22 protein-coding genes are annotated in these 25,526 nt (G+C 60.3%); 20 read left to right on the top strand and 2 right to left on the bottom strand.

Annotation, left to right across the window (positions count from 1 at the left end):
* Positions 1 to 6: 6 nt before the first annotated feature.
* From CFBP6623_RS19200 to CFBP6623_RS19155, 10 genes are all read left to right on the top strand, one after another.
* On the top strand, positions 7 to 852 hold the full coding sequence (locus tag CFBP6623_RS19200) for an alpha/beta fold hydrolase (protein ID WP_080842856.1): 846 nt from the start codon (positions 7 to 9) through the stop codon (positions 850 to 852).
* The gene (locus tag CFBP6623_RS19195) at positions 849 to 1,787 is read left to right on the top strand and encodes a flavin reductase family protein (protein WP_046799974.1); all 939 of its coding nucleotides are present in this window, start codon (positions 849 to 851) and stop codon (positions 1,785 to 1,787) included. The genes CFBP6623_RS19200 and CFBP6623_RS19195 overlap by 4 nt, the downstream gene beginning before the upstream one ends.
* Positions 1,784 to 2,824, top strand: a complete 1,041-nt coding sequence (locus tag CFBP6623_RS19190) for an LLM class flavin-dependent oxidoreductase (RefSeq protein WP_046799973.1) — start codon at positions 1,784 to 1,786, stop codon at positions 2,822 to 2,824. The genes CFBP6623_RS19195 and CFBP6623_RS19190 overlap by 4 nt, the downstream gene beginning before the upstream one ends.
* Positions 2,825 to 2,828: 4 nt before the next feature.
* A complete protein-coding gene (locus CFBP6623_RS19185) occupies positions 2,829 to 4,295 on the top strand; it encodes an aldehyde dehydrogenase (RefSeq protein WP_046800039.1) in 1,467 nt (488 codons plus the stop codon).
* Positions 4,296 to 4,299: 4 nt separating this feature from the next.
* A complete protein-coding gene (locus CFBP6623_RS19180) occupies positions 4,300 to 4,614 on the top strand; it encodes an NIPSNAP family protein (RefSeq protein WP_046799972.1) in 315 nt (104 codons plus the stop codon).
* Between the two features lie 57 nt (positions 4,615 to 4,671).
* Complete coding sequence (locus CFBP6623_RS19175) at positions 4,672 to 5,682, top strand: ABC transporter substrate-binding protein (protein ID WP_046799971.1); 1,011 nt, start codon at positions 4,672 to 4,674, stop codon at positions 5,680 to 5,682.
* A gap of 108 nt (positions 5,683 to 5,790) precedes the next feature.
* A complete protein-coding gene (locus CFBP6623_RS19170) occupies positions 5,791 to 6,618 on the top strand; it encodes an ABC transporter permease (protein WP_046800038.1) in 828 nt (275 codons plus the stop codon).
* Between the two features lies 1 nt (position 6,619).
* The gene (locus CFBP6623_RS19165; RefSeq protein ID WP_046799970.1) at positions 6,620 to 7,420 is read left to right on the top strand and encodes an ABC transporter permease; all 801 of its coding nucleotides are present in this window, start codon (positions 6,620 to 6,622) and stop codon (positions 7,418 to 7,420) included.
* Positions 7,417 to 8,499, top strand: coding sequence for an ABC transporter ATP-binding protein (locus CFBP6623_RS19160; RefSeq protein ID WP_046799969.1), 1,083 nt, complete (start codon positions 7,417 to 7,419; stop codon positions 8,497 to 8,499). Before CFBP6623_RS19165 ends, CFBP6623_RS19160 begins: the two co-directional genes overlap by 4 nt.
* Before the next feature lie 11 nt (positions 8,500 to 8,510).
* A complete protein-coding gene (locus CFBP6623_RS19155) occupies positions 8,511 to 9,965 on the top strand; it encodes an NAD-dependent succinate-semialdehyde dehydrogenase (RefSeq protein WP_046799968.1) in 1,455 nt (484 codons plus the stop codon).
* Positions 9,966 to 9,983: 18 nt separating this feature from the next.
* Here CFBP6623_RS19155 and CFBP6623_RS19150 read toward each other — a convergent pair whose 3' ends face one another.
* Positions 9,984 to 10,598 (bottom strand): TetR/AcrR family transcriptional regulator, encoded by a 615-nt coding sequence (locus CFBP6623_RS19150; RefSeq protein WP_046799967.1) that lies wholly within the window; start codon positions 10,596 to 10,598, stop codon positions 9,984 to 9,986.
* Positions 10,599 to 10,892: 294 nt separating this feature from the next.
* On the opposite strand from CFBP6623_RS19150, the gene CFBP6623_RS19145 reads away from it, so the two are divergent.
* The 4 genes from CFBP6623_RS19145 to CFBP6623_RS19130 all read left to right on the top strand — a co-directional run bounded on the left by CFBP6623_RS19145 (position 10,893) and on the right by CFBP6623_RS19130 (position 17,002).
* Positions 10,893 to 11,969 carry an efflux RND transporter periplasmic adaptor subunit gene (locus CFBP6623_RS19145; RefSeq protein WP_046799966.1) on the top strand — a complete coding sequence of 359 codons (1,077 nt, stop codon included), beginning with the start codon at positions 10,893 to 10,895 and terminating at the stop codon, positions 11,967 to 11,969.
* Complete coding sequence (locus CFBP6623_RS19140; protein ID WP_046799965.1) at positions 11,969 to 13,054, top strand: efflux RND transporter periplasmic adaptor subunit; 1,086 nt, start codon at positions 11,969 to 11,971, stop codon at positions 13,052 to 13,054. Before CFBP6623_RS19145 ends, CFBP6623_RS19140 begins: the two co-directional genes overlap by 1 nt.
* A complete protein-coding gene (locus CFBP6623_RS19135; protein ID WP_046799964.1) occupies positions 13,051 to 16,122 on the top strand; it encodes an efflux RND transporter permease subunit in 3,072 nt (1,023 codons plus the stop codon). Before CFBP6623_RS19140 ends, CFBP6623_RS19135 begins: the two co-directional genes overlap by 4 nt.
* A gap of 163 nt (positions 16,123 to 16,285) precedes the next feature.
* Complete coding sequence (locus CFBP6623_RS19130; protein WP_080842854.1) at positions 16,286 to 17,002, top strand: FadR/GntR family transcriptional regulator; 717 nt, start codon at positions 16,286 to 16,288, stop codon at positions 17,000 to 17,002.
* Here the strand turns inward: CFBP6623_RS19130 and CFBP6623_RS19125 are convergent.
* Positions 16,971 to 18,398, bottom strand: a complete 1,428-nt coding sequence (locus CFBP6623_RS19125; RefSeq protein WP_232370448.1) for an aspartate ammonia-lyase — start codon at positions 18,396 to 18,398, stop codon at positions 16,971 to 16,973. The genes CFBP6623_RS19130 and CFBP6623_RS19125 overlap by 32 nt on opposite strands.
* A gap of 269 nt (positions 18,399 to 18,667) precedes the next feature.
* On the opposite strand from CFBP6623_RS19125, the gene CFBP6623_RS19120 reads away from it, so the two are divergent.
* The 6 genes from CFBP6623_RS19120 (at position 18,668) to kdpB (ending at position 25,525) form a co-directional block, all read left to right on the top strand.
* The gene (locus CFBP6623_RS19120; protein WP_080842852.1) at positions 18,668 to 20,128 is read left to right on the top strand and encodes an amino acid permease; all 1,461 of its coding nucleotides are present in this window, start codon (positions 18,668 to 18,670) and stop codon (positions 20,126 to 20,128) included.
* On the top strand, positions 20,125 to 21,078 hold the full coding sequence (locus CFBP6623_RS19115; protein ID WP_080842851.1) for an asparaginase: 954 nt from the start codon (positions 20,125 to 20,127) through the stop codon (positions 21,076 to 21,078). The genes CFBP6623_RS19120 and CFBP6623_RS19115 overlap by 4 nt, the downstream gene beginning before the upstream one ends.
* Positions 21,079 to 21,395: 317 nt before the next feature.
* Complete coding sequence (kdpF, locus tag CFBP6623_RS19110) at positions 21,396 to 21,485, top strand: K(+)-transporting ATPase subunit F (RefSeq protein ID WP_035226808.1); 90 nt, start codon at positions 21,396 to 21,398, stop codon at positions 21,483 to 21,485.
* A 33-nt stretch (positions 21,486 to 21,518) separates the two neighbouring features.
* Positions 21,519 to 23,222, top strand: coding sequence for a potassium-transporting ATPase subunit KdpA (gene kdpA, locus CFBP6623_RS19105; protein WP_080842850.1), 1,704 nt, complete (start codon positions 21,519 to 21,521; stop codon positions 23,220 to 23,222).
* Positions 23,223 to 23,231: 9 nt separating this feature from the next.
* The gene (locus CFBP6623_RS26900; protein ID WP_167379186.1) at positions 23,232 to 23,396 is read left to right on the top strand and encodes a hypothetical protein; all 165 of its coding nucleotides are present in this window, start codon (positions 23,232 to 23,234) and stop codon (positions 23,394 to 23,396) included.
* Positions 23,397 to 23,440: 44 nt separating this feature from the next.
* Positions 23,441 to 25,525, top strand: coding sequence for a potassium-transporting ATPase subunit KdpB (gene kdpB, locus CFBP6623_RS19100; RefSeq protein WP_046799958.1), 2,085 nt, complete (start codon positions 23,441 to 23,443; stop codon positions 25,523 to 25,525).
* The last annotated feature ends 1 nt before the right edge of the window (position 25,526 follow it).

Genomic DNA, 25,526 nt, shown 5'->3' with positions numbered 1-25,526 from the left:
GATGTAATGCAGGAGGCCGCCACCACCTCACGGGTCAATGTTGCAAAGGCAGGTGCTGCCGCGCTCCCTCGCAAGACGACCGAGGGCGGGGCGGCTTACTTCGAGGCCGGTGCGGGTGAGGACCTGATCCTCATCCACGGCGTCGGCATGCGGCTTGAAGCTTGGGAACCGCAGATCGAAGTTTTTTCCAGAACACACCGCGTTATCGCGGTCGATATGCCGGGCCATGGCGGTAGCGCGTGCTTGGCTGCAGGCAGCACGCTTACGGATTTTGTCGGCTGGTTCGGCCGTTTTCTTGACGATATGCGGATTGCACGCGCCAATGTTGCCGGCCATTCCATGGGCGCATTGATTTCCGGCGGAGCGGCAGCAACCTTCGGAGATCGCATTGCGCGCGTCGGTTACCTGAACGGCGTCTATCGCCGTGATCCGGTGGCAAAGGCAGCGGTGCTTGCCCGTGCGGCGGCAATTCGCACCGAGGGCGTGGACAAGGAAGGTCCACTGCTGCGCTGGTTCGGCGATGACGCCAAGAGTCAGCATGCGCGGGAACTGACACGCGGCTGGCTGGAAATGGTCGACCCGGAAGGTTACGCAGTTGCCTACACGGCCTTTGCGGGCGGGGATGAGACCTATGCGGATCGCTGGCCTTCGGTCGCTTGCCCCGCGCTCTTCCTGACCGGTTCCGACGATCCGAATTCGACGCCGCTGATGGCCGAGCAGATGGCGGCGATCACGCCACGCGGTTACGCTCGCATCGTTGAGGCGCACCGGCATATGGTCAATCTGACCGCCCCTGAAACTGTCAATGCACTGATGGCCGAATGGCTGGCTATTGAGGAGGAGCCGCAATGACTGTTGCAACCCTTGACCCGCGCGCTTTGCGCGACGCATTCGGCGCTTTCGTGACGGGAGTAACGATCGTGACCACGCGGGATGACGCGGGAAAGCCCGTTGGCTTTACCGCAAATTCCTTCACTTCCGTTTCGCTCGATCCGCCGCTGCTTTTGATCTGCCTTGCCCGCACCTCGCGCAATTTCGCGACGATGACCGGTGCGAAAAATTTTGCCGTTAATATTCTGTCGGAAAACCAGAAGGACCTCTCCAACACCTTCGCCCGCCCGGTGGAGGATCGTTTCGCTGCCGCGGAATGGTCGGATGCACCGCAGGGATCACCTGTCTTCGCCGATGTCGCGGCCTGGTTCGAATGCACGATGCAGGAGGTTATCGAGGCGGGTGATCATGTCATCCTGCTCGGGCGCATCGGTGCTTTCGACAATAGCGGTCTGAACGGTCTCGGTTATGCGCGGGGCGGTTATTTCACGCCTATGCTGGCCGCCAAGGCGGTCTCGGCGGCAGCCGAGGGCGAAATTACCGTTGGCGCGGTGCTGGAACGGCGCGGAGAGATTTACCTCGTTGGCGATGATGTGCTGTCGCTGCCCGGCTGCGTTGTCGCAGGCGGTGATCCCGTTGCGGCGTTGACGTCGCGCCTTGAGGAACTGACGGGCCTCTCCGTCAGGACCGGCTTTCTCTACTCCGTTTATGAAAACAAGACGGATGGACGCCAGCACATCGTCTACCACGCACTTGCCGAGGGTGATGATGCGCCGCGTCAGGGGCGCTTCCTGTTGCCGAGTGCGCTTGGCTCTACAAAATTCGATTCCGCCGCGACGGCGGATATCGTCAATCGTTTCGCGCTGGAAAGTTCCATTGGCAATTTTGGTGTCTATGTCGGCAACGAGACCGCCGGCAAGGTGCATCCCATTTCCATGAAGGGGGCAAACCCATGAAATTTTCGCTCTTCGTCCATATGGAACGGCTGGACGCATCGCAGGATCACAAGACGCTCTATGAGGAGCTCGTCACCCTTTGCGAGATCGCCGATCGTGGCGGCATGCATGCCATCTGGACCGGCGAACATCACGGCATGGATTTCACCATTGCCCCGAACCCCTTCGTGACGATTGCCGATCTGGCGCGGCGCACCAAGACGGCGCGTCTCGGGACGGGCACGGTGATTGCGCCCTTCTGGCATCCGATCAAGCTTGCCGGCGAAGCGGCGATGACCGACCTCATCTGCGACGGCCGTCTCGATATCGGCATTGCCCGAGGCGCGTACTCGTTTGAATATGAGCGGCTGCTTCCGGGCCTCGATGCCTGGGGCGCCGGCCAGCGCATGCGCGAGCTGATCCCGGCCGTCAAAGGTGTGTGGGCGGGGGACTATGCGCATGACGGTGAGTTCTACAAATTTCCGGCCACGACCTCTGCTCCCAAGCCATTGCAGCAGCCCTTCCCGCCAATCTGGGTAGCGGCGCGCGATCCGAATTCGCATGAATTCGCTGTCGCCAATGATTGCAACGTGCAGGTGACGCCACTCTGGCAGGGCGATGACGAGGTGGAAACCCTGATGGGCCGCTTCAACGATGCCTGCGCCAAGAACCCGGAAAAACAGCGGCCGAAAATCATGCTGCTTCGCCACACCTATGTCGGTTCCGATGAAGCCGATATCGCCCAGGCGGCGCATGAGATGAGTGTCTATTACAATTATTTCTTCGCGTGGTTCAAAAACGAAAAGCCTGTTCATCAGGGCCTCATCGAGCGCATTGCGCCAGAGGATATCGCGGCAAACGCCATGCTTTCCGGCGACGTCATGCGCAAGAACAATGTCGTCGGCAATGCCGATGAAGTCATTACCCGGCTTAAAGCCTATGAGGCCATGGGTTACGACGAATATTCCTTCTGGATCGACACTGGCATGAGCTTCGAGCGGAAGAAGGCCTCGCTGGAGCGTTTCCTTTCCGATGTCATGCCGGCTTTTGCGGAGTAAGATGATGCGCCGTTTTCAGTGCTATATCGACGGACGTTTCGAAGATGGCGAGGCCAGCTTTTCAAGCCTTGATCCGGCAACCGGCACGGCGTGGGCGGAAATGCCGGAAAGCCGGGAAGCGGATATCGGCCGTGCGGTCGATGCCGCGCACCGGGCACTTTACGAAGATGTGGCCTGGTCGAAACTGACGGCGACACAGCGCGGCAAGCTGCTCTACCGGTTGGCCGATCTGGTTGCGGAAAATGCAAAGACGCTTGCCGAACTCGAAACCCGCGATACCGGCAAGATCATCCGCGAAACCTCCGCGCAGATTGCCTATGTTGCGGACTATTATCGCTATTATGCCGGGCTTGCCGACAAGATCGAGGGCGCTTATCTGCCGATCGATAAGCCGGATATGGATGTCTGGCTGCGGCGTGAACCCGTTGGCGTGGTGGCGGCCATCGTGCCTTGGAACAGCCAGCTGTTTCTCGCCGCCGTCAAGATCGGTCCGGCGCTAGCCGCGGGCTGCACCATCATCGTCAAGGCCTCGGAAGATGGTCCGGCACCGCTGCTGGAATTTGCCCGGCTGGTGCATGAGGCCGGTTTTCCAGCTGGCGTCGTCAATATCGTTACCGGTTTCGGTGCCTCCTGCGGCACCGCGCTCACCACCCATCCGAAGGTGGCTCATATCGCCTTTACCGGCGGGCCGGAAACGGCGCGTCACATCGTCCGCAATTCGGCTGAAAACCTTGCCTCGACATCGCTGGAACTCGGCGGCAAGTCGCCGATCCTCGTTTTCGCTGATGCAGATCTCGAGAGCGCCGCCAATGCGCAGGTGGCAGGCATTTTTGCCGCAACCGGCCAGAGCTGCGTCGCCGGCTCGCGGCTGATTATCGAAAGAAGCGTCAAGGACCGTTTCCTCCAGATTCTGGCGGCGAAGGCCGAGGCGATCCGCATCGGTTCGCCGCTGGATATGGCGACGGAAGTGGGGCCATTGGCGACCGAGCGCCAGCGCCAGCACATTGTCTCACTGGTTTCTGCTTCGGTGGATGCCGGTGCGAAGGTGGTTACCGGTGGTGAGCCTTTGGATGGTGACGGCTATTTCTATCGGCCGACCATTCTTGATTGCGACGGCATCCGTTCGCCCTCCATGGAAAAGGAATTCTTCGGCCCCGTTCTTTCGGTTGTTTCGTTCGAAACCGAAGCGGAAGCCATCGCGCTGGCCAATGACACGGTCTATGGCCTTGCCTCCGGCGTCTTCACGCAGAACCTGACGCGCGCGCACAGGCTGATGAAGGCGATCCGCGCGGGCATCGTCTGGGTAAACACCTATCGCGCCGTCTCGCCGATCGCGCCTTTCGGTGGCTTTGGCCTCTCGGGCGATGGACGCGAAGGCGGGCTTGCGGCGGCGCTCGATTACACGCGCACCAAGACCATATGGCTGCGCACCTCTGACGACCCGATTCCCGACCCTTTCGTGATGCGGTGAGCCGATGTTTTACGAGATACGAACCTACAGGCTGAAGAACGGCGCCATTCCGGCCTATCTCAAGGTCGTGGAGGAAGAGGGCATCGAAATCCAGAAAAGCCACCTCGGCGAACTGGTGGGTTACTTCTTTTCGGAGATCGGCCCAATCAACGAGATCGTCCATATTTGGGCATTTTCCAGTCTGGATGACCGCGAGGAGCGGCGCGCAAAGCTGATGGCCGATCCGCGCTGGTTATCGTTTCTGCCTAAAATCCGTGACCTCATTGAAGTCGCCGAAAACAAGATCATGAAGCCGGCGCGGTTTTCACCACTGAGGTGAAAGCTGCCGGCCGCGACGTGCATGCCAACGACAAGCTCTAAAACGGAGTAAGGGAACATGAGATCGAAACTGGTATTGACGACATGCGCAGCACTTTTCGCCCTCGGCACAGCCGCACAGGCGAATGATCTGGTCTTTTCCAGCTGGGGAGGAACCACGCAGGACGCCCAGAAGGCGGCCTGGGCCGAAAAATTCATGGTGTCGAGCGGCATCAATGTGCTTCAGGATGGCCCGACCGACTATGGCAAGCTGAAGGCCATGGTCGAGGCAAACGGCGTGACATGGGATGTGGTCGATGTCGAAGGCGACTATGCCGCGCAGGCCGGACCGAAAGGTCTGCTGGAGAAGCTCGACTTTTCCGTCATCGACAAGACCAAACTCGACCCACGTTTCGTGACGGATTATTCCGTCGGCAGCTTTTATTATTCCTTCGTCATCGGCTGCAATGTCGATGCCGTTGCCGCCTGCCCCAAAAGCTGGGCCGATCTGTTCGACACGGCAAAGTTTCCCGGCAAGCGCACCTTCTACAAATGGTCCGCACCGGGCGTGATCGAAGCTGCCCTTCTGGCCGACGGTGTGGCCGCCGACAAGCTTTATCCGCTTGACCTCGACCGCGCTTTCAAGAAACTCGATACGATCAAATCCGATATCATCTGGTGGTCGGGCGGCGCACAGTCGCAGCAGCTGATAGCATCGGCGGAAGCGCCCTTTGGCAGCGTCTGGAACGGCCGCATGACGGCGCTTGAGAAAAGCGGCGTGAAGGTGGCGACCTCCTGGGAACAGAATATCACCGCAGCGGATTCCCTCGTCGTGCCCAAGGGAACGAAGAACAGGGATGCGGCTATGAAATTCATCGCACTCGCCACCTCTGCGCAGGCGCAGGCGGATATGGCGACCGCGACGGGTTACGCCCCTGTTAATATCGAATCCGCCAAGCTGATGGATCCGGAAACGGCGAAAACCCTGCCGGATCAGCAAACCGCAAGCCAGGTCGACGCCGATATGAGCTACTGGGCACAGCATCGCGATGAAATCGGCGAGCGCTGGTACGCCTGGCAGGCGAAATAAGATAACGGCGCGGGCAGCGAAAACGCCCGCGCAATTTTCCACGTCCGGGGAGGTTTGGGCATGGTCTCGCTAACCGATGAAACAGTCAGCACGAAGGCAAGGGCGCGAATGCCCTTCCGGCCCGGCAATTTTGCCGCCACCCTGCCGGCGCTGGTTCTGCTTGTCCTGTTCTTCGTCGTTCCGGTTCTGATCCTCTTGTCGCGCAGCGTTACCGAACCCGTCTTCGGCTTTGGCAACTATGCGGCACTGCTGGGCAGCTCCACCTATCTGAAGATTTTCTTCAATACCTTCGTGGTATCGGCGCTGGTAACGGTGGTGTCGCTGGTGATCGGCTTTCCCGTTGCCTGGGCGCTTGCCATCATGCCGGCGCGGCTTGCCTCCATCGTTTTCGCTATTCTGCTGCTGTCGATGTGGACCAACCTGCTGGCGCGCACCTATGCCTGGATGGTGCTGTTGCAGCGCACGGGTGTGGTGAACAAGACGCTGATGGGCCTTGGCATCATCGATCAGCCTTTGCCGCTGGTCAACAATCTCACCGGGGTTACCATCGGCATGACCTATATCATGCTGCCCTTCATCATCATTCCGCTTTACGGCGTCATCCGCAAGATCGACCCGGCCATTCTGCAGGCCGCGGCGCTGTGTGGGGCAACGCGTTTGCAGGCGCTAATCCGCATTCTTATTCCGCTTGCCGCGCCGGGCATGATCTCCGGCGCGCTGATGGTCTTCGTCATGTCGCTCGGTTACTTCGTCACTCCCGCGCTGCTCGGCGGTACGGCGAACATGATGCTGGCCGAACTCATCGCGCAATTCGTGCAGTCGCTCGTCAACTGGGGCATGGGCGGGGCTGCCGCGCTGGTGCTTCTGGTGGTGACGCTCACTCTCTACGCCGTGCAGCTCAAATTCTTCGGCGCGGCCGGGGCAGGGGGGCGCTGACATGCTTTTGAACTATAACAGCCTCGGCCTCTGGAAATGGCTGCTCCTGCTCATCACCGTGCTAACCTCGGCATTTCTGATCCTCCCGATCATCTTTATCGCCGCTTTGTCCTTCGGTTCGTCGCAATGGCTGATTTTTCCGCCGCCCGGCTGGACGCTGAAATGGTATGCGGATTTCTTCGCTGACCCTAGATGGCTGGATGCCGCCTGGACGAGCCTGCGCATCGCGCTGATGGTAACCGTTCTGTCCGTGCTCATCGGTCTTGTCGCCTCCTTCGGGCTGGTGCGTGGCCGTTTCATCGGGCGCGGCACTCTGCGCGCGCTATTCATGACGCCGATGATTCTGCCAGTCGTGGTGCTGGCGGTGGCGCTTTACGCCTTTTTCCTGAAATTCGGTCTTGCAGGCACGACGGCCGGTTTCGTCATCGCCCATCTCGTCGTGGCGCTGCCCTTCTCCATTCTGGCGCTGACCGGTGCGCTGGAGGGTTTCGACAAGTCGATAGAGGATGCGGCGGTGCTGTGCGGCGCAACTCCGTTACAGGCAAAAATTCGCATCACGCTGCCCGCCATCAGCCACGGCCTGTTTTCGGCGGCGATCTTCTCCTTCCTGACCTCCTGGGATGAGGTGGTGCTGGCAATCTTCATGGCAAGCCCGACATTGCAGACGCTGCCGGTGAAAATCTGGGCGACGCTGCGTCAGGATCTGACGCCTGTCATCGCCGCCGCCTCCACGCTTCTCATTGCGGTGACCATCATTCTCATGCTGCTTGTCGCGGCTGTGCGAAAAGGACTGAAAACATGACCAAACCGCTCTTGCAAATTCGCGGTATCCGCAAACAATACGGACCGGTCGTCGCCGTTCAGGATGTCAATCTCGACGTGCAGCCGGGTGAGTTCATGACATTTCTCGGGCCATCCGGCTCGGGCAAGAGCACGACGCTTTATATTCTGGCCGGCTTCGAGCAGCCGACCGCGGGCGACATCCTGCTGAACGGTGAAAGCCTGTTGTCGACGCCGTCGCACAAGCGCAATATCGGCATGGTCTTCCAGCGCTACACCCTGTTTCCGCATCTGTCGGTCGGGGAAAACATCGCCTTTCCGCTGAAAGTCCGCCGCAAGAGCAAGGCGGAAATTGATGCCAAGGTGAAAGAAATGCTGCGGCTGGTACGCCTCGAAGGTTTCGAGGACAGGAAGCCCGCGCAAATGTCGGGCGGCCAGCAGCAGCGCGTGGCTCTTGCGCGGGCACTAGCCTATGATCCGCCGGTACTTCTGATGGACGAGCCTCTGTCGGCGCTCGACAAGAAGCTGCGCGAAGAAATCCAGTTCGAGATCCGCCGCATCCACCAGCAGACGGAAGTGACGATCCTTTACGTCACCCACGATCAGGAAGAGGCCTTGCGCCTTTCCGACCGGATCGCCGTGTTTTCAAAGGGGGTGATCGACCAGATTGGCACGGGGCCGGAGCTTTATGCCCATCCTGCCACCCGCTTCGTGGCCGAATTCATCGGCGACAGCGATTTTATCGCCTGCGATCTCCTTGGCGCATCGGGTGGCAAGGCGACGGTGTCGCTGGGCCGGGATATCGTCTTCGATCATATTCCGATGCATGGCGAGGCCGCACCGGGCAAGAAGGCGGCGCTGATGCTGCGCCCCGAGCGCCTGCAGCTCAGCCGCAACCGGCCGGGTTCCTCAACAGGTTTTCAGGCAACGGTCAGCGACATCACCTTCCTTGGCAACAACGTCCACGTGGTTGCCCATACCGGTTCGGGTGAACCGCTTGCCGTGCGGCTGCCCTTTGGCCACGACGCGATTTCCGGTCTCAACCGAGGCGATCTCGTGCATCTTGCCTTCGATCCGGCGTCGGCTCAGGTTTTCTGTTGAGGGATTGGCTCATGCATCTGAATGATCCCACACTCCTGGGTGAAAAAGTGCCCGTGGCCGGCCGCTGGATCGGCTGCGATGGTCGTGAAACGGCGACGATCCGCAACCCCGCGACGGGGGAGGTCGTCGGCCAGGTTCCTGAACTCGGGGCAACGGAAACACAGGAAGCAATCGCTGCCGCCGTGATTGCCCAGAAGGCATGGGCGCGCCGCACGGCTGGTGAGCGTGCGACCATCCTGAAGGCGTGGCACCGGTTGGTCATGGAAAACCGTGACGATCTCGGCATGATCCTGACGCTGGAACAGGGAAAGCCACTCACTGAGGCCAAAGGCGAAATTGCCTATGGTGCAAGCTTCATCGAATGGTTCGCGGAAGAGGCACGCCGTATCAATGGCGAGACCGTGCCCGGCCATCAGCCGGATAAGCGCATTCTGGTTCTGCGCCAGCCGGTCGGCGTGGTCGCGGCCATCACGCCGTGGAATTTTCCCAATGCCATGATTACCCGTAAAGTCGGTCCGGCCTTGGCCGCGGGTTGCGCGGTGGTGCTGAAACCCGCGCCGCAGACGCCTTTTTCAGCTATCGCTCTTGCCATCCTCGCCCAGCGCGCGGGCCTGCCGCTCGAACTTTTCAGTATCTTGACAGGACCTGCCGCGGAAATCGGCGGCGTGATGACGGCAAGTCCGGATATCCGCCTTCTGACCTTCACCGGCTCGACGCGCACGGGAGAACATCTCTACCGGCAATGCGCGCCGACGATCAAGAAGCTGGGTCTGGAACTCGGCGGCAATGCGCCCTTCATCGTTTTTGACGATGCGGATCTCGATGCAGCCGTGGAAGGGGCACTGATCGCCAAGTTTCGCAACAATGGCCAGACCTGCGTCTGCGCCAACCGACTTTATGTGCAGGGCGGCGTGTATGACGCCTTCGCTGAAAAATTCGCGCGAGCCGTCGCGCAGTTGAACGTTGGCAACGGGCTGGACGAGGCAAGCATTCTCGGTCCACTTATTGATGGCAACGCCATTGCCAAGGTGGAAGCACATATTGCCGATGCGCTTTCGAAAGGCGCCGAGATCGCCACAGGCGGCAAAAAACACGTGTTGGGCGGCAATTTTTTTGAGCCGACGATCCTGCGTAACGTCGATGCCAGCATGCAGGTGGCGCGGGAGGAAACCTTCGGGCCGCTTGCCCCGCTCTTCCGTTTCGAGGATGAAGCGGATGTGATCGCACAGGCTAACAATACCGATTTCGGCCTTGCCTCCTATTTTTATGCGTGTGATCTCTCGCGAGTCTTCCGGGTTGCCGAGGCGCTGGAATACGGCATGGTTGGCGTCAATACGGGGGCGATTTCCACGGCCGAGGCGCCGTTCGGCGGGGTCAAGATGTCGGGGCTCGGGCGGGAAGGATCTCGCCATGGCATCGAAGAATATACCGAACTCAAATATGTCTGCATTGGTGGCATCGGCTGAAAGCAGGATGACGGGGGGTTACGCCAGCAGTCCGCGCATGAGCAGGTCGAGATGAACTTTCAGAACGGCCTGCCTGTCCAGACTGCGCCGATCGTCGAAAATCAGCCGGAAAACCAATGTTCCGACCATGGGTGACATGACGACCTTGGCGAGTTCGGGCGGATTGGCCCTGAACCTTTTTTTCGCCACGCCCTCATCGAGGATCATATTGATGCGCCCCAGCACCGGCGCCATCAGGACATCATGGTGGTGGTCGATGAGATCAGGGAACTTCGCGCCCTCCGCAACGACGAAGCGGAACAGTTCCCGCATCCGCCTGTCATCGACAAGGTTTTCGAACAGGAATTCGAGCAGCAGGCGAAGCTCCTCGACGGGATCGTCGGAGGTACGGGCATAGGCTTTGAAAGCCTCCTGAAAAGGCTTGCCGACATGCTCGATCATTGCCGCAAAAAGGGCTTCCTTGGTTTCGAAATAGACATAGACCGTCCCCTTCGTCACCCCCACCCGGTCGGCAATGTCTTCGACCCGCGTTGCCGTAAACCCCCTTTTGGTGAATTCCTCAAATGCGGCATCGAGAATTTGCAACGGACGTTGTATCTTCTGTTCTGCACGTGTCAGTTTTGTTTTCGTCATGACCCCGGCTCCTCAGGTATTTTCGGCGCGTGCCCTTCTATCCGTCGTGAGCGGCGGACGTAATAGGTGGCCTGCCTATCGCACCGGTACGAAAACCGGAATCGATTTTTGCAGGTGGTGCGTGGTTCATTCTGTCAGCCTATTCCCGGTGTCTCCCAAGAACGCTCCGGGCAAATCTTCGATCACCATCCGGGATTCCGGCGCCGAACGGTTTCCGGATCGACGGCATAAGAATTTCATTGACTATTCAGTCAGTCAAATATTATAGGATGGGGCAAAGATCAAGAGGTCACCATGAAAACCATTCTTATCGCGCTTGCGGTTGGCAGTGTTTTTGCCCTGTCGTCCTGCAGCAATGAAGAGCGGCCGGCCGAAAAGCCGCTGCGGACCGTCGACGTGGTCGCGGCGGTGAAAAAGCCGGTCGATCGTGGCAGCGTCATCACCGGCGAAGTGAGGGCAAGGGTTCAGACGGACCTGTCCTTCCGGGTCAGCGGCAAGATCACCGAGCGGCTGGTGGATGTGGGAGCGCGGGTGACGACCGGGCAATTGCTCGCCCGCATCGATCCCGAAGAGCAGAAGGCCGACATTGATGTGGCGCTTGCCAACCTGCAATCGGCCGAAGCGCAGCAGACGCAGGCGCAACTGACGTTCGACCGTCAGCAGAGCCTCTTCAAGACACAGGTGACCTCGCGCTCTGTTGTCGACAAGGCCCAGGAAACCCTGCTCACCACGCAGGGCGCGGTGAGATCGGCGCAGGCGCAACTCGATACGGCCCGCGATGCGCTTTCCTATACCGAACTCAGAGCCGATGCGGATGGCGTGATCACGGCGCGTAATGTCGAGGTTGGCCAGGTGGCGCAGGCCGCTCAACTCGTCTTCACGCTGGCGCATGACGGGCCACGCGATGCGGTTTTCGACGTCTACGAATCGCTGTTCCTCGAGCGCGATATCGACAATCTCGTCAATGTCAGCCTCCTGTCGGATCCGTCCCGTACGGTTGCGGCGCCGGTGCGGGAGATTTCCCCGACGATCGATCCGGATAATGGGACGATCAGGGTCAAGGTTGGCCTCAACGGCGATCTGACCATGCCGCTCGGCGCGCCCGTATCCGGCCATTTCCGCTTCAAACAGGTCGATGCCATCGAACTTCCATGGTCGGCGATGACGTCGCAGAACGGTCTTCCCGCCGTCTGGGTTGTCGATCCGCAATCTTCGGAAATCGCCATACGACGGATCGAGGTCGCCGACTACGAGACCGGCCAATTTGTCGTCGCGGACGGGCTCAACCCCGGCGATATCGTCGTCACCGTCGGGACCAAATTTCTGCGAACCGGTGAAAAGGTCGCCTATGAAAAGGGGCAGGCACAATAATGTTCAGGATAAACAGAAGCTTGTTTTTGCTCATTGCGGCAATCGCGGTCTCGTCCTGCCAGGAAAAGCAGGAAGCTGCAGCGGAGGCACCGCGCCCGGTACTCTCCGTTGTGGTGGAAGAAAAATCTGCCGATGCGCTGCGGCTCACCGGCACGGTGGAATCGCGCATCCAGACCGATCTCGGTTTTCGCGTTCTCGGCCGAATCATCGCCCGCAACGTCGATGTGGCCGATTTGGTCAAGAAGGGTGATGTGGTTGCTTCGATCGATCCGCTGGCGCTCGAACTGTCGGTGAAAAGCGCGCAGTCCGATCTTTCCAATGCCGAAGCGCAGCTCGCCAATGCGGTGACGACCGAACAGCGCCAGCGCGTGCTGGCCGAGGCCCGCAGCGGCACGGAAGCAGCACTTGAAGAGGCCGAGCAGGCCACCCGTACCGCCAATGCCGCCGTTGCCAAGGCTCGGGCAAATCTGGACAAGGCCGAAGAGCAGCTGGGTTATGCGCAGCTGCGCGCGGAATTTGACGGGGTGGTAACCGCCACTTCGGGCGAAATCGGCCAGGTCGTTTCGGCCGGTCAGACAGTTGTGACTATCGCCCGCCCGGAAGTGCGCGATGTGGTGGTGGATGTTCCGCAATTTGCGGCGCAGCGGCTGGAAATCGGCTCGACCTTCGAGATCGCCCTGCAGCTCGATCCGAAAATCCGCACCACCGGTGTGGTGCGCGAAATCGCGCCTGAGGCCGAAACGGCGACGCGCACGCGCCGCACGAAAATCAGCCTGCAGGATGCGCCCGCTGCCTTCCGGCTGGGCTCCGTCGTCACGGCCTCGGTGCTTGCCGCATCAGAACCGCAGATTGCGCTTCCGGCATCAGCCTTGCTGAAAACAGATAATGGATGGGGCGTCTGGATCGTCAATGCCGATACGGCAACGGTGACGCTACGCCCGGTTACGATAGCGGGCGAGCCGGTTGACGGCGGCAGCGTGCGCATTACCGGAGGCGTCAAACCCGGCGAGCGTGTTGCCAGCGCCGGCGTTCACAAGCTTAAGGATGGGCAGGCCATCAGGATCGATCAGGAGGTCCGTCAGTGAAGAAATTCAATCTTTCCGACTGGGCGCTCGAACACCGTTCGCTCGTCTGGTACTTCATGCTGGTTTTCGTTCTTGCCGGCGTTTTTTCCTATCTCAACCTCGGCCGTGAGGAAGATCCGAACTTCACCATCAAGACGATGGTGATCAGTGCGCAATGGCCCGGCGCTTCGGCAGAAGACGTGGCCCGGCAGGTGACCGACAGGATCGAGAAGAAACTCGAGGAACTCGATAATCTCGACCATCTGCGCAGCCAGACGGTGGCCGGCCGCACGACGATCTTCGTGGAGCTGGTGCCGGAAACCAAGGCCAGGAACGTTGAACCGACATGGGTGCGGGTGCGCAACATGATCGGCGATATCAAGGGCGAGTTCCCCTCGGGCGTCGTCGGTCCTTTCTTCAATGACCGTTTCGGCGACGTGTATGGCAATATCTACGCTTTCACCAGTGATGGCCTCAGCCAGCGGCAATTGCGCGATCTGGTGGAGGATGCCCGTGCGAAGGTTCTGACCGTCGACAATATCGGCAAGGTGGATGTGATCGGCGCGCAAGACGAGGCGATCTATCTCGAATTTTCGACGCGGCAGATCGCAGCGCTCGGCATCGACCAGCAGTCGATCATCAAGACGCTGCAATCCCAGAACGCCGTTACCCAGTCTGGTTTCGTTAATGCCGGTCCTGAGCGTGTGGCGTTGCGGGTCAGCGGCCAGTTCACCTCGGAAGACAGCCTGCGGTCCATCAACCTGCGCGTCAACAACCGGTTCTTCCCGCTGACGGAAGTGGCGACGATCCGGCGCGGTTATGTCGATCCGCCATCTTCGTTGTTCCGTTTTAACGGCCAGCCGGCCATCGGTCTTGCCATTGGCATGAAAACCGGTGCGAACCTCGTGCATTTCGGCGAGGCGCTGGATGCGCAGATGAAGCGCATCGTCGCGGACCTGCCGATCGGTGTTGATCTGCACCGGGTATCCGATCAGCCCGCCGTGGTTGACGAGGCGGTATCGGGCTTTACTTCGGCTCTCTTCGAAGCGATCGCCATCGTTCTCGTCATCAGCTTCATCAGCCTTGGCCTCAGGGCCGGCATGGTGGTTGCCGTCTCCATCCCGCTCGTGCTGGCGATCACCTTCGTTTACATGGAATATACCGGCATTTCGCTGCAACGCATCTCGCTCGGCGCCCTCATCATTGCGCTGGGGCTGCTTGTCGATGACGCGATGATCGCCGTCGAGATGATGGTCGCGCGGCTGGAGGTCGGCGATGATCTCAGAAAAGCGGCGACCTATGTTTATACCTCGACGGCCTTCCCAATGCTGACGGGTACGCTGGTCACCGTCGCCGGCTTCATTCCCGTCGGTCTCAACAACAGCGCGGCGGGTGAGTTCACCTTCACGCTCTTCGTGGTGATTGCGGTTTCGCTGGTCGTGTCGTGGATCGTCGCGGTGCTCTTCACGCCGCTGCTCGGCGTGACGATCCTGCCGAAGACGATGAAATCGCATCACGAAAAGAAGGGCCGTTTCGCCTCCGGCTTTTCGTGGCTTCTTGGCCGGGCGCTGCGCTGGCGCTGGGTGACGATCATTCTGACCATTGCGCTGTTCGGTCTTTCCGTCGGAGGCATGAGCCTCGTGCAGCAGCAGTTCTTCCCGTCATCCGACCGCGTGGAGCTGATTGTCGACTGGAACCTGCCGCAGAACAGCTCGATTGCCGAAACCAACCGGCAGATGGCGCAGTTCGAACAGGAGATGCTGGCCAAGAATACGGATATCGATCATTGGACGACCTATGTCGGCGAAGGCGCGCCGCGTTTCATCCTGTCCTTCGACGTGCAGACGCCTGATGTCACTTTCGGCCAGACGGTCATCGTCACCAAGGGGCTGGATGTGCGTGACAAGGTGCGTGCCGAGTTGCAGGATTACCTGAACCGGACCTTCACCGGCACCGATGCCTTCGTGAAATTGCTTGATATCGGCCCGCCGGTCGGGAAACCGGTGCAATATCGCCTGAGCGGTCCTGATATCCAGAAGGTTCGTGAGCTTGGACAACAATTGTCGGGCATCGTCGGCGAACACCAGCTGCTGTCCAACATGGTCATGGACTGGAACGAGCCGACGCGTGTGGTCAAGGTTGACGTTCTGCAGGACAAGGCCCGCCAGCTGGGCGTCTCGTCGGAAGACATCGCCAATGCCATGAACAGCATTGTCGAAGGTTCCACAGTTACCCAGGTCAGGGACGACATCTATCTCGTCAATGTGGTGGCGCGGGCGCAGATGTCGGAGCGCGGCTCCATCGAGACATTGCAGAACCTGCAATTGCCGGCGACCAACGGCAAGGCCGTGCCGCTGTCGGCTATCGCCAATTTCCGCTACGAACTGGAACAGCCGACCATCTGGCGCCGCGACAGGATCCCGACGATCACGGTCAAGGCCGCCATTATCGGCCCGACGCAGCCTGCAACGATCGTCGAGCAGCTGAAGCCGAAGATCGAGGCGTTCCAGAAAACACTTCCCGTCGGCTACAAGCTGGAAACGGGTGGTTCGGTGGAATCCAGCGCGGATTCGCAAGCGCCGATCGTTGCCGTAGTACCGCTGATGCTGTTTGCGATGGCGACCATTCTGATGCTGCAGCTGCAAAGCTTCAGCCGGCTGTTCCTCGTCTTCGCCGTGGCGCCGACCGCATTGATCGGCGTGGTGGTGGCGCTGCTTCTCTCCAATGCGCCGATGGGCTTCGTCGCCATCCTCGGCGTGCTGGCGCTGATCGGCATCCTGATCCGCAACTCGGTCATCCTCGTCGTCCAGATCGAGCATCTGAGAAGCGAGGGCGTCTCGGCCTGGCGCGCGGTGGTCGAGGCGACCGAGCACCGCATGCGGCCGATCATGCTGACGGCGGCGGCGGCCACTCTTGCCCTCATTCCCATATCGCGGGAGATTTTCTGGGGGCCGATGGCTTATGCGATGATGGGCGGCATCGTGGTCGGCACGGCACTGACTCTGCTTTTCCTGCCGGCGCTTTATGTCGCGTGGTTCCGCATTCCGCGTGAGGATGACGAGCCGGAGGGACAGGACGTGAAGGCGTGATATTGGAAGGAAGCGGCCGCCGCTTCCTTCCTCCGATAAAAATATCCGCCGTCGTTGTTCCATCCGGCCGGATAGTGTTAGGAAGGTCGGCTTAGCCGCGTGAGCGGCAGCCGTCCTTTCATTGCTGGATGGCAGGCATATTGAGGGTGCGGAGGGTTTAAAGATGGGCGGGTTGTCGGATTGGCTTGCGGATGCACAGCCGATCAATCGCAAGAATGCCGCGGAAGCGGTGTTTGAAGATATCCGCTCAGCGATTACCTCGGGGCAGATTGCAGTCGGCACGCGGCTGCCTTCCGAGGCGCATCTGGCACAAAGATATGGCGTCAGCCGGCCGATCATTCGCGAGGCGTTGCGATCTCTCCAGACTTTGGGGCTGACGCAGACCCGCACCGGAAGCGGCACCTATGTGATGACGCCGACGCCGCCTTCCGAGTTGAATTACGGCGCTTATTCCGCCCGCGATCTTATCGAGGCCCGTCCCTTCATCGAGGTGCCGGCCGCCGGATGGGCGGCGCTCAGGCGCACCGATGCCCAGTTGGAAACATTGCTGCACCTCTGTGACAGGATGGAAGTTGAAGAGAGGCCGCACCCCTGGGTGCTGCTGGACGGGCAATTCCACTGTGCCATCGCGGAGGCTTCCGCCAATCGTCTCTTCGCCAAGGTGGTCGCCGATGCCCGCGAGGCTGTGTCCCAACAGTCAGAGATGGTCAATCTGATGGCGGGCCGTCGCGTTGCGTCGAATTACGAGCACCGCCGGATCGTCGAAGCAATCCGGCGGGGTTCAGCACCCGAGGCGCGTGAGGCGATGGAGCTTCACCTTGGGCAGGTGAAGCAGGTGGTGACGACGATCATTGGAGAAGATCGGGTTCGTCAACCGTAAGCGCCGGCAGGTTGGCGAGGTGCCGCGGGCTCAGCGCCTGCTGCAATTGCGCTTCCGTCAGATATCCGCGTTCCAGAACCACCTGCGGCACGGTGCGCCCGCTGGCGAGCGCCTCCTTGGCCACTTCCGTCGCTGCATAATAACCGATCAGCGGATTAAGAGCGGTGGCAAGGCCGATCGATTCTTCCACGCGCTGCGCCATGATGGTCGGGTTGGCGACGATGCCGTCAACGCAGCGTTCCGCCAGTGTCCGGCAGGCGGCGCTGAGCTGGCTGATGCTCTGGGAGAGGGCGCGTACGATGATCGGTTCGAAGGCGTTAAGCTGCAGCTGCCCGGCTTCGGCGGCCATGGTGATGGTGATATCGTTGCCGATGACGGCATAGGCCACCTGATTGACGACTTCGGGAATGACCGGATTGATCTTGCCCGGCATGATGCTGGAACCCGCCTGAACCGACGGCAGGGTGATTTCGCCGATGCCGGCGCGCGGACCGGAGGAGAGCAGGCGAAGATCGTTGCAGGTTTTCGACAGCTTGACGGCCACGCGCTTCAGCACGCCGGACAGATGCACGAATGCGCCGGGGTCCTGTGTCGCTTCAATAAGGTCTGCCGCGGTCACCAGCGGCCGTCCGGTCAGCGCTGCCAGATGCTGGCAGGCGAGCGCTGCGTAACCGCGCGGCGCATTAAGGCCGGTGCCGATGGCGGTGGCGCCGAGATTGATCTCGTGCAGCAGGGCCGCGGATTCAATCAGGCGGGCCTGATCTTCACCCAGCATCACCACGAAGGTGCGAAATTCCTGGCCGAGCGTCATCGGCACGGCGTCCTGCAATTGTGTGCGCCCGATCTTGATGAAGCCGGCAAATTCCTGCGCCTTGCGGTCAAAAGCGTCCTTCAGCACGCCCATGGAGGCCGCCAGATCGTCGATTGATTCGATCAGGCCGACATTGACCGCCGTCGGATAGGCGTCGTTGGTGGACTGGCTGAGATTGACATGGTCGTTGGGGTGAAGGCGGGCATAATCGCCTTTCTGGTGGCCAAGCAGTTCAAGCGCCCGGTTGGCAATGACCTCGTTGGCATTCATGTTGGTGGAGGTGCCGGCTCCGCCCTGGATTTCATCCACCACGAATTGCTCGTGCAGCGTGCCGGCTCGGATTTCGCGGCAGGCCGCAGCGATCGCCTCCATTCGCCCCGTGTCGAGCAGGCCGAGTTCGTGATTTGCGCGCGCCGCCGCCTCCTTCACATAGGCCAATCCCCTGACGAGATAGGGATTGTGGCCAATGGTTACCCCGGTGATCTGAAAGTTTTCCACGGCGCGTGCGGTGTGCACACCCCAATAGACATCAGCCGGAATTTCCTTCGTCCCGAGCAAATCATGCTCCCTGCGCGTCACACTCACTTTTTCCTCCACTGGCTTTTAAGTGTTGCTATATCTGTAAAGCTGTCTTACAGATTTTTCGACCTTAATCTGGGCTGAGGAGAAGGTCAATCATATCGAATACCCTTGACGAACGGCATTATCTGCCATTATGAGGGGCGAAAATCTGTCATGCAGCTTTACAGCGTGCATGAGCATGCTGGCCATGTTTCCAGCACGGACTGTGCCAGTTTCATTTTGATTTCCGGCTTATCGCCGACTAAAGCACTTTATCGGGAGGATAAATATCCATGCATTCTGGGAAAACGGCGCCTGCCGAACGTGAGGTCTTCGTCGAAGAGGAACTCGGTTACCACAAGGCCCTCAAGCCACGTCAGATCCAGATGATCGCCATTGGCGGCGCGATCGGCACCGGCCTGTTTCTTGGCGCCGGCGGCCGGCTGGCGCAGGCAGGTCCGGCGCTTGTGTTTGTTTATGCGCTCTGCGGCTTCTTCGCGTTTCTGGTGCTGCGTGCGCTTGGCGAGCTTATCATGCATCGCCCGAGCTCCGGTTCCTTCGTGTCCTATGCCCGTGAGTTCTACGGTGAGAAAATGGCCTTTGCCGCCGGCTGGATGTATTGGCTGAACTGGGCGATGACTTCGGTGGCGGATGTGACAGCCGTCGCCCTCTACATGAATTTCTTCAAGCAATATGTTCCGTGGCTGGCGGGCATCGACCAGTGGGTCTTCGCAATGACGGCGCTTCTGGTCGTGCTGGCGATGAACATGCTGTCGGTGAAGGTCTTTGGCGAGCTTGAATTCTGGTTCAGCCTGATCAAGGTTCTGGCGCTTGCCATTTTCCTCGTCGTCGGCGTTTATTTCGTCATCTTCGGCACGCCCATTGAGGGCCATGTCACCGGCTTCAGCCTCATTACGGACAATGGCGGCTTCTTCCCGAACGGCATTCTGCCGGCCTTCGTCATCATTCAGGGTGTCGTCTTCGCCTATGCCTCGATTGAGCTGATCGGCACGGCGGCAGGCGAAACCGAAGATCCGCGCAAAGTCATGCCCCGTGCCATCCGCGCGGTGGTTCTGCGCCTTGTGGTGTTTTACGTCGGCTCGGTGCTGCTGTTCACGCTGCTTCTGCCCTATACCGCCTACAAGGCGGGTGAGAGCCCCTTCGTCACCTTCTTTGGCTCCATCGGCGTAGAGGGCGCTGACGTGATCATGAACCTCGTGGTTCTGACCGCCGTGCTTTCCTCACTTAATGCCGGTCTTTATTCCACTGGCCGCATTCTGCACTCCATGGCGGTTTCCGGCTCGGCTCCGGCCGCACTTGCGAAGATGAACAAGGCCGGCGTGCCCTATGGCGGCATCGCAGTGACCGCCGTCGTCACCGTTCTCGGCGTGGCCTTGAACGCCGTCGTTCCCGCTTCCGCCTTCGAAATCGCCCTCAACCTCTCGGCGCTTGGTATCATCTGCGCATGGGCCGTCATCGTGCTCTGCCAGCTGAAGCTCTGGCAGCTTTCGCAGCGCGGCGAACTGGCGCGTCCGGATTTCCGCATGTTCGGCGCACCCTATACCGGCATTCTCACGCTCATCTTCCTGTTCGGCGTGCTGGTGTTGATGGCGTTCGATTATCCCGTCGGCTCCTGGACCATCGCTTCACTGCTGGTCATCATTCCGGCGTTGGTGGTCGGCTGGTATCTTTTGCGCGACCGTATCCACCGTCTGGCGGCTGAACGTGCGGCCGGTGCAGGGGCGTCGCATTGAGCGGGCAGGGTGACACTCAACTGGTGGCGGTCATCGCCACCGGTGGCACCATCGCCAGCCGGCGTGGTGCCGATGGGGCCAGTACCCCCAGTCTTTCCGGCGAGGACCTGCTGGCGCTGGTTCCGCAGATCAGCGCCCGGCTGAAGCCGGTCGATCTGATGGCGAAGGATTCTTCCAGCCTGACATTGGCAGACATGCAGCGCATCAGCGATGCGGTAGGCCTGGAACTCAATGACCCCGCGGTGGCGGGCGTCGTCGTTCTGCATGGCACCGACGCCATGGAAGAATCCTCCCTGCTCGTCAATCTGCAGCACAGCCTCACCAAACCGGTGGTATTCACCGGTGCGCAGTTTACGGCAGACCACCCGAATGCGGACGGACCCGTCAATCTGGCGCAGGCCATAGAAACCGCGCTCGATCGGCAGAACGTCCAAAAGGGCGTGCTTCTTTCCTTCGGCGGTCGCTGTCTGCCGGCCTGGGGGCTGTACAAGCTGAGTGCGGATGCGGCTGACGCCTTTCGCTCGGCGCGACCACTGGTTCAGGCCTCAGCGCCGAACCTTGCTGCGCCCGTCGCCGATATCAGGGTTGATATCGTCGCTATCCATCCCGGCTGCGACGCAACCCATATTGACGCGAGCCTGCAGGCGGGCGCTAGAGGTATCGTGCTCGCCGCGCTCGGTTCCGGTAACGCCAATCCTGATATTGCCGAGGCGGTGAAACGCTGCGCGGAACACGGCGTCCCTGTCGTCGTTTCCAGCCGCGTGCCGGAAGGCCGTCTTGTCGCAAGTTATGGCGGCGGCGGCGGCGGACATGACCTTGTCGCGGCCGGTGCCGTGCATTCTTCCACGCTTCGCCCGGGCCAGGCCCGCATTCTGCTGGCGGCGCTGCTGGCCAGCAAAAGCACCGCGGAAACCATTGTTTCCGCTTTTGGCGAGCCGCTCTCTCACTAAGGGATGGCAGCGGTGCCCGCGTCTGCGGGCATCGAAATTCCTATAGGATTCCTATTTTATTCCCTTTGAGGCCGTCTCGAACCTTTATGCGGTTCGGGTGCATTCTTCTGTTCGGGAAGGGATGGTGTTCCCTTCCTGAGCCAGAAAGAATGAAAAGCGACGTCCCACATGGCGGCGCTTTTCTTCCTGTCAGGCTCCTCGTGGAAAAAAGGAGTCCCATCATGATGGACCTTGTTCTGATCGGCGCAGCGACGGTGTTTTTCGCCCTCTGCTTTGCCTATACGCGCGCCTGCGACCGGCTTTAGACGGAGGCTGCGATGATATTCGACTATGTCCTCAGCGGTGCCGTCACCGTCTTTATCGCCGCCTATCTCACCTATGCTCTCATTCGCCCCGAACGCTTCTGATCGGGAAGCGGCGGCTATTGAAAGTTCAATACAATGACCCTCAATGGATGGTTTCAGATTCTGCTGTTTTGCGGGATCATTTTTGCGCTGGTGAAGCCGCTCGGCTTCTATATGGCGCGTGTTTTTAGTGGTGAACGCACCCTGCTTTCGCCGGTTCTTGTGCCTGTCGAGCGCGGCCTCTATGCCCTTGCCGGAACAAGCGAGCGCGAAGAGCAGCACTGGACGACCTATGCGTTTTCCATGCTGCTCTTCAACCTTCTCGGTTTTGTCCTGCTTTATTCGCTGATGCGTTTTCAGGCCGTGCTGCCTTATAATCCGCAGGCAATGCCGGCCGTCGGGCCGGAACTGTCGTTCAACACGGCGGTCAGCTTCGTCACCAATACCAACTGGCAAAATTATGGCGGCGAAAGCACCATGTCTTATCTGACCCAGATGGCTGGTTTAACCGTTCAGAATTTCGTTTCCGGCGCCACGGGCATGGCAATCGCCATCGGTCTCATCCGCGCCTTTTCGCGCGCTTCAGGCAAGGCCATCGGCAATTTCTGGGTGGATATGATCCGCGCGACGCTCTACGTGCTTTTGCCCCTTTGCATCGTGCTGACCCTCATTTATGTGTGGCTTGGGGTGCCGCAGACGCTCGGCGCTTATGTCACGGCACAAACGCTCGAGGGCGCGCAGCAGACGATTGCGGTCGGGCCCGTCGCATCGCAGCTGGCGATCAAGATGCTCGGCACCAATGGCGGCGGTTTCTTCAACGCCAATTCGGCGCATCCGTTTGAAAACCCTGATGCCTTCTCCAACATGATCCAGATGGTGTCGATCTTCGCGATCGGTGCGGCCTTCACCAATGTCTTCGGGCGCATGGTGGGCAACCAGCGCCAGGGTTGGGCGATCCTTTCGGCCATGGGCGTTCTGTTCATCGCCGGCGTCGCCGTCACCTATTGGGCGGAAGCGGCCGGAAATCCGCTGATGCACGGCTTTGGTCTCCCGGGCGGCAATATGGAAGGCAAGGAAGTTCGCTTCGGTGTAGCGCTTTCATCGCTGTTTGCAGTCATCACGACAGCCGCGTCCTGCGGTGCGGTCAACGCCATGCATGGCAGCTTCACGGCGCTTGGTGGTTTAGTCCCGCTCATCAACATGCAATTGGGTGAAGTGATCGTTGGCGGTGTCGGCGCGGGTTTCTACGGCATCCTGCTGTTCATCATCATCGCCATCTTCGTGGCGGGTCTGATGGTGGGCCGCACGCCGGAATATCTCGGCAAGAAGATCGAGGCCAAGGAAATGAAGATGGCAGTTCTGGCCATTCTCTGCCTGCCACTCGCCATGCTGGCTTTCACCGCCACGGCCACGGTCCTGCCATCGGCGGTGGCGTCGATCGGCACGGCCGGACCGCACGGTTTCTCCGAAATCCTCTATGCCTACACTTCGGCAGCCGCCAATAACGGCTCGGCTTTCGGCGGTCTGACCGGCAATACCACCTGGTACAACATCACGCTTGGTTTCGGCATGCTGATGGGGCGTTTTCTGGTGATCATTCCGGCGCTCGCCATCGCCGGCTCGCTGGTCACCAAGAAGACCGTTCCGGCATCGGCCGGCACCTTCCCAACGGATGGTCCGCTGTTTGTCGGTCTGCTTGTCGGCACGATCCTGATTGTCGGCGGCCTCACCTTCCTGCCTGCGCTAGCTCTTGGTCCGGTCGCGGAACATCTGGTGATGGCGGCAGGTCAGGTCTTTTGAGGTGGCGCCATGACCAATGACATACCCCGACACCGACGCAACCTTCCTGTCCGCACTGGTGCTCCCGTCAAAAGGGGCGCCGGTCCCGGCGGCTGGTGCGCCTCCAATCTCATTCTTGCGATGATGGCGGCCCTGTTCGCCGCCGTCGTCGCTCTCGAAGTTCTCACGGGCTGATCGACCTTCATCGGTCGCCCTGTTTCAAACGCTGGAGCCTCTTCATGAGCCAGTCCAAACAAGCGAGCATTCTCGATTCTCGCATTCTCGTTCCGGCCACTGCCGCCGCATTCAAAAAACTCAACCCGCGCACGCTGGCGCGCAACCCGGTCATGTTTGTCGTGGCAACGGTCTCGGTGCTGACGACCGTGCTGTTCATCCGTGATCTCGTCATGGACAGCGGCAATCTCGGCTTTTCTTTCCAGATCAATCTCTGGCTCTGGTTTACCGTGTTGTTCGCCAACTTCGCCGAAGCCGTCGCCGAAGGGCGCGGCAAGGCGCAGGCGGATTCGCTGCGCCGGACCCGCACCGAAACCCAGGCGAAATTGCTGACCGGCGATGACCGTAGCCAGTACAAGATGGTGGCGGGCACAAGCCTGAAGGTCAACGATGTCGTGCTCGTCGAAGCCGGTGATATCATCCCGTCCGATGGCGAAGTCGTCGAAGGTGTGGCCTCCGTCAATGAGGCGGCGATAACAGGCGAATCCGCCCCCGTCATCCGCGAATCCGGCGGCGACCGCTCGGCTGTCACCGGTGGCACGCAGGTTCTGTCGGACTGGATAAGGGTGCGCATCACCGCTGCTGCCGGTTCCACCTTCCTCGACCGGATGATTTCGCTGGTGGAAGGTGCCGAGCGCCAGAAGACGCCGAATGAAATCGCGCTCAACATCCTGCTTGCGGGCATGACGCTGATATTCGTTCTTGCCACCGCGACCATTCCAAGCTTCGCCGCCTATGCCGGCGGCTCCATCCCGATCATCGTGCTGGTGGCGCTGTTCGTCACGCTCATCCCCACCACCATCGGCGCTCTTTTGTCCGCCATCGGTATTGCCGGCATGGACAGGCTGGTGCGTTTCAACGTGCTTGCCATGTCCGGCCGCGCCGTCGAAGCGGCTGGTGACGTCGATACGCTGCTGCTGGACAAAACCGGCACGATTACGCTCGGCAACCGGCAGGCGACCGAGTTTCGGCCTATCGCCGGCGTTTCGGAGCAGGAACTTGCCGATGCCGCACAGCTCGCCTCGCTTGCCGATGAGACGCCGGAAGGCCGCTCCATCGTCGTTCTAGCCAAGGAAAAATACGGCATCCGCGCCCGCGACATGCAGAAGCTGCACGCTACCTTCGTGCCTTTCACCGCCCAGACCCGCATGAGCGGCGTGGATTTCGAAGGCGCCTCCATTCGCAAGGGTGCCGTTGATGCCGTTCTGGCTTATGTCGATGGCGGCGTTACGCAACATGGGAACGCGGCGTTGGCCGTCAAAACCGAAACCGATGCCACGCGTGGAATCCGCACGATTGCGGAAGAAATCGCCAAGGCTGGCGGCACGCCGCTTGCCGTGGTGCGGGATGGAAAGCTGCTCGGGGTCGTGCAGCTGAAGGATATCGTCAAGGGCGGCATTCGGGAGCGTTTCGCCGAGCTTCGCCGCATGGGCATCCGCACTGTCATGATCACCGGCGACAATCCGATGACGGCGGCTGCCATCGCGGCAGAAGCAGGCGTCGATGATTTCCTCGCCCAGGCAACGCCTGAAAACAAGCTGGAGCTGATCCGCGAGGAGCAGGCCAAGGGCAAGCTCGTCGCCATGTGCGGCGACGGCACCAATGATGCGCCGGCGCTGGCGCAGGCCGATGTCGGCGTCGCCATGAACACCGGCACGGTTGCGGCCCGCGAGGCGGGCAATATGGTCGATCTCGACAGCGACCCGACCAAGCTCATCGAGATCGTCGAAATCGGCAAGCAGTTGCTGATGACACGCGGCGCGTTGACGACATTCTCCATCGCCAACGATATCGCCAAATATTTCGCCATCATCCCGGCGATGTTTCTGGTGCTCTATCCGCAGCTTGGCGTCCTGAACGTCATGGGGCTTTCAACACCGCAGAGCGCGATCCTGTCCGCCATCATCTTCAACGCGCTGATCATCATCGCGCTCATCCCGCTGTCGCTGAAGGGCGTCAAATACCGCCCGATCGGCGCCGGCGCGCTGCTGTCGCGCAATCTGGTCATTTATGGCCTCGGTGGCATCATCGTTCCCTTTATCGGCATCAAGGCCATCGACCTCGCCATCACGGCGCTTGGTCTAGCCTGAG

Source organism: Agrobacterium tumefaciens, assembly GCF_005221385.1.
GTDB lineage: Bacteria > Pseudomonadota > Alphaproteobacteria > Rhizobiales > Rhizobiaceae > Agrobacterium > Agrobacterium tomkonis.
Note: the sequence above shows the minus strand (reverse complement) of the source record. Positions and strands in the feature narration are given on the sequence as shown.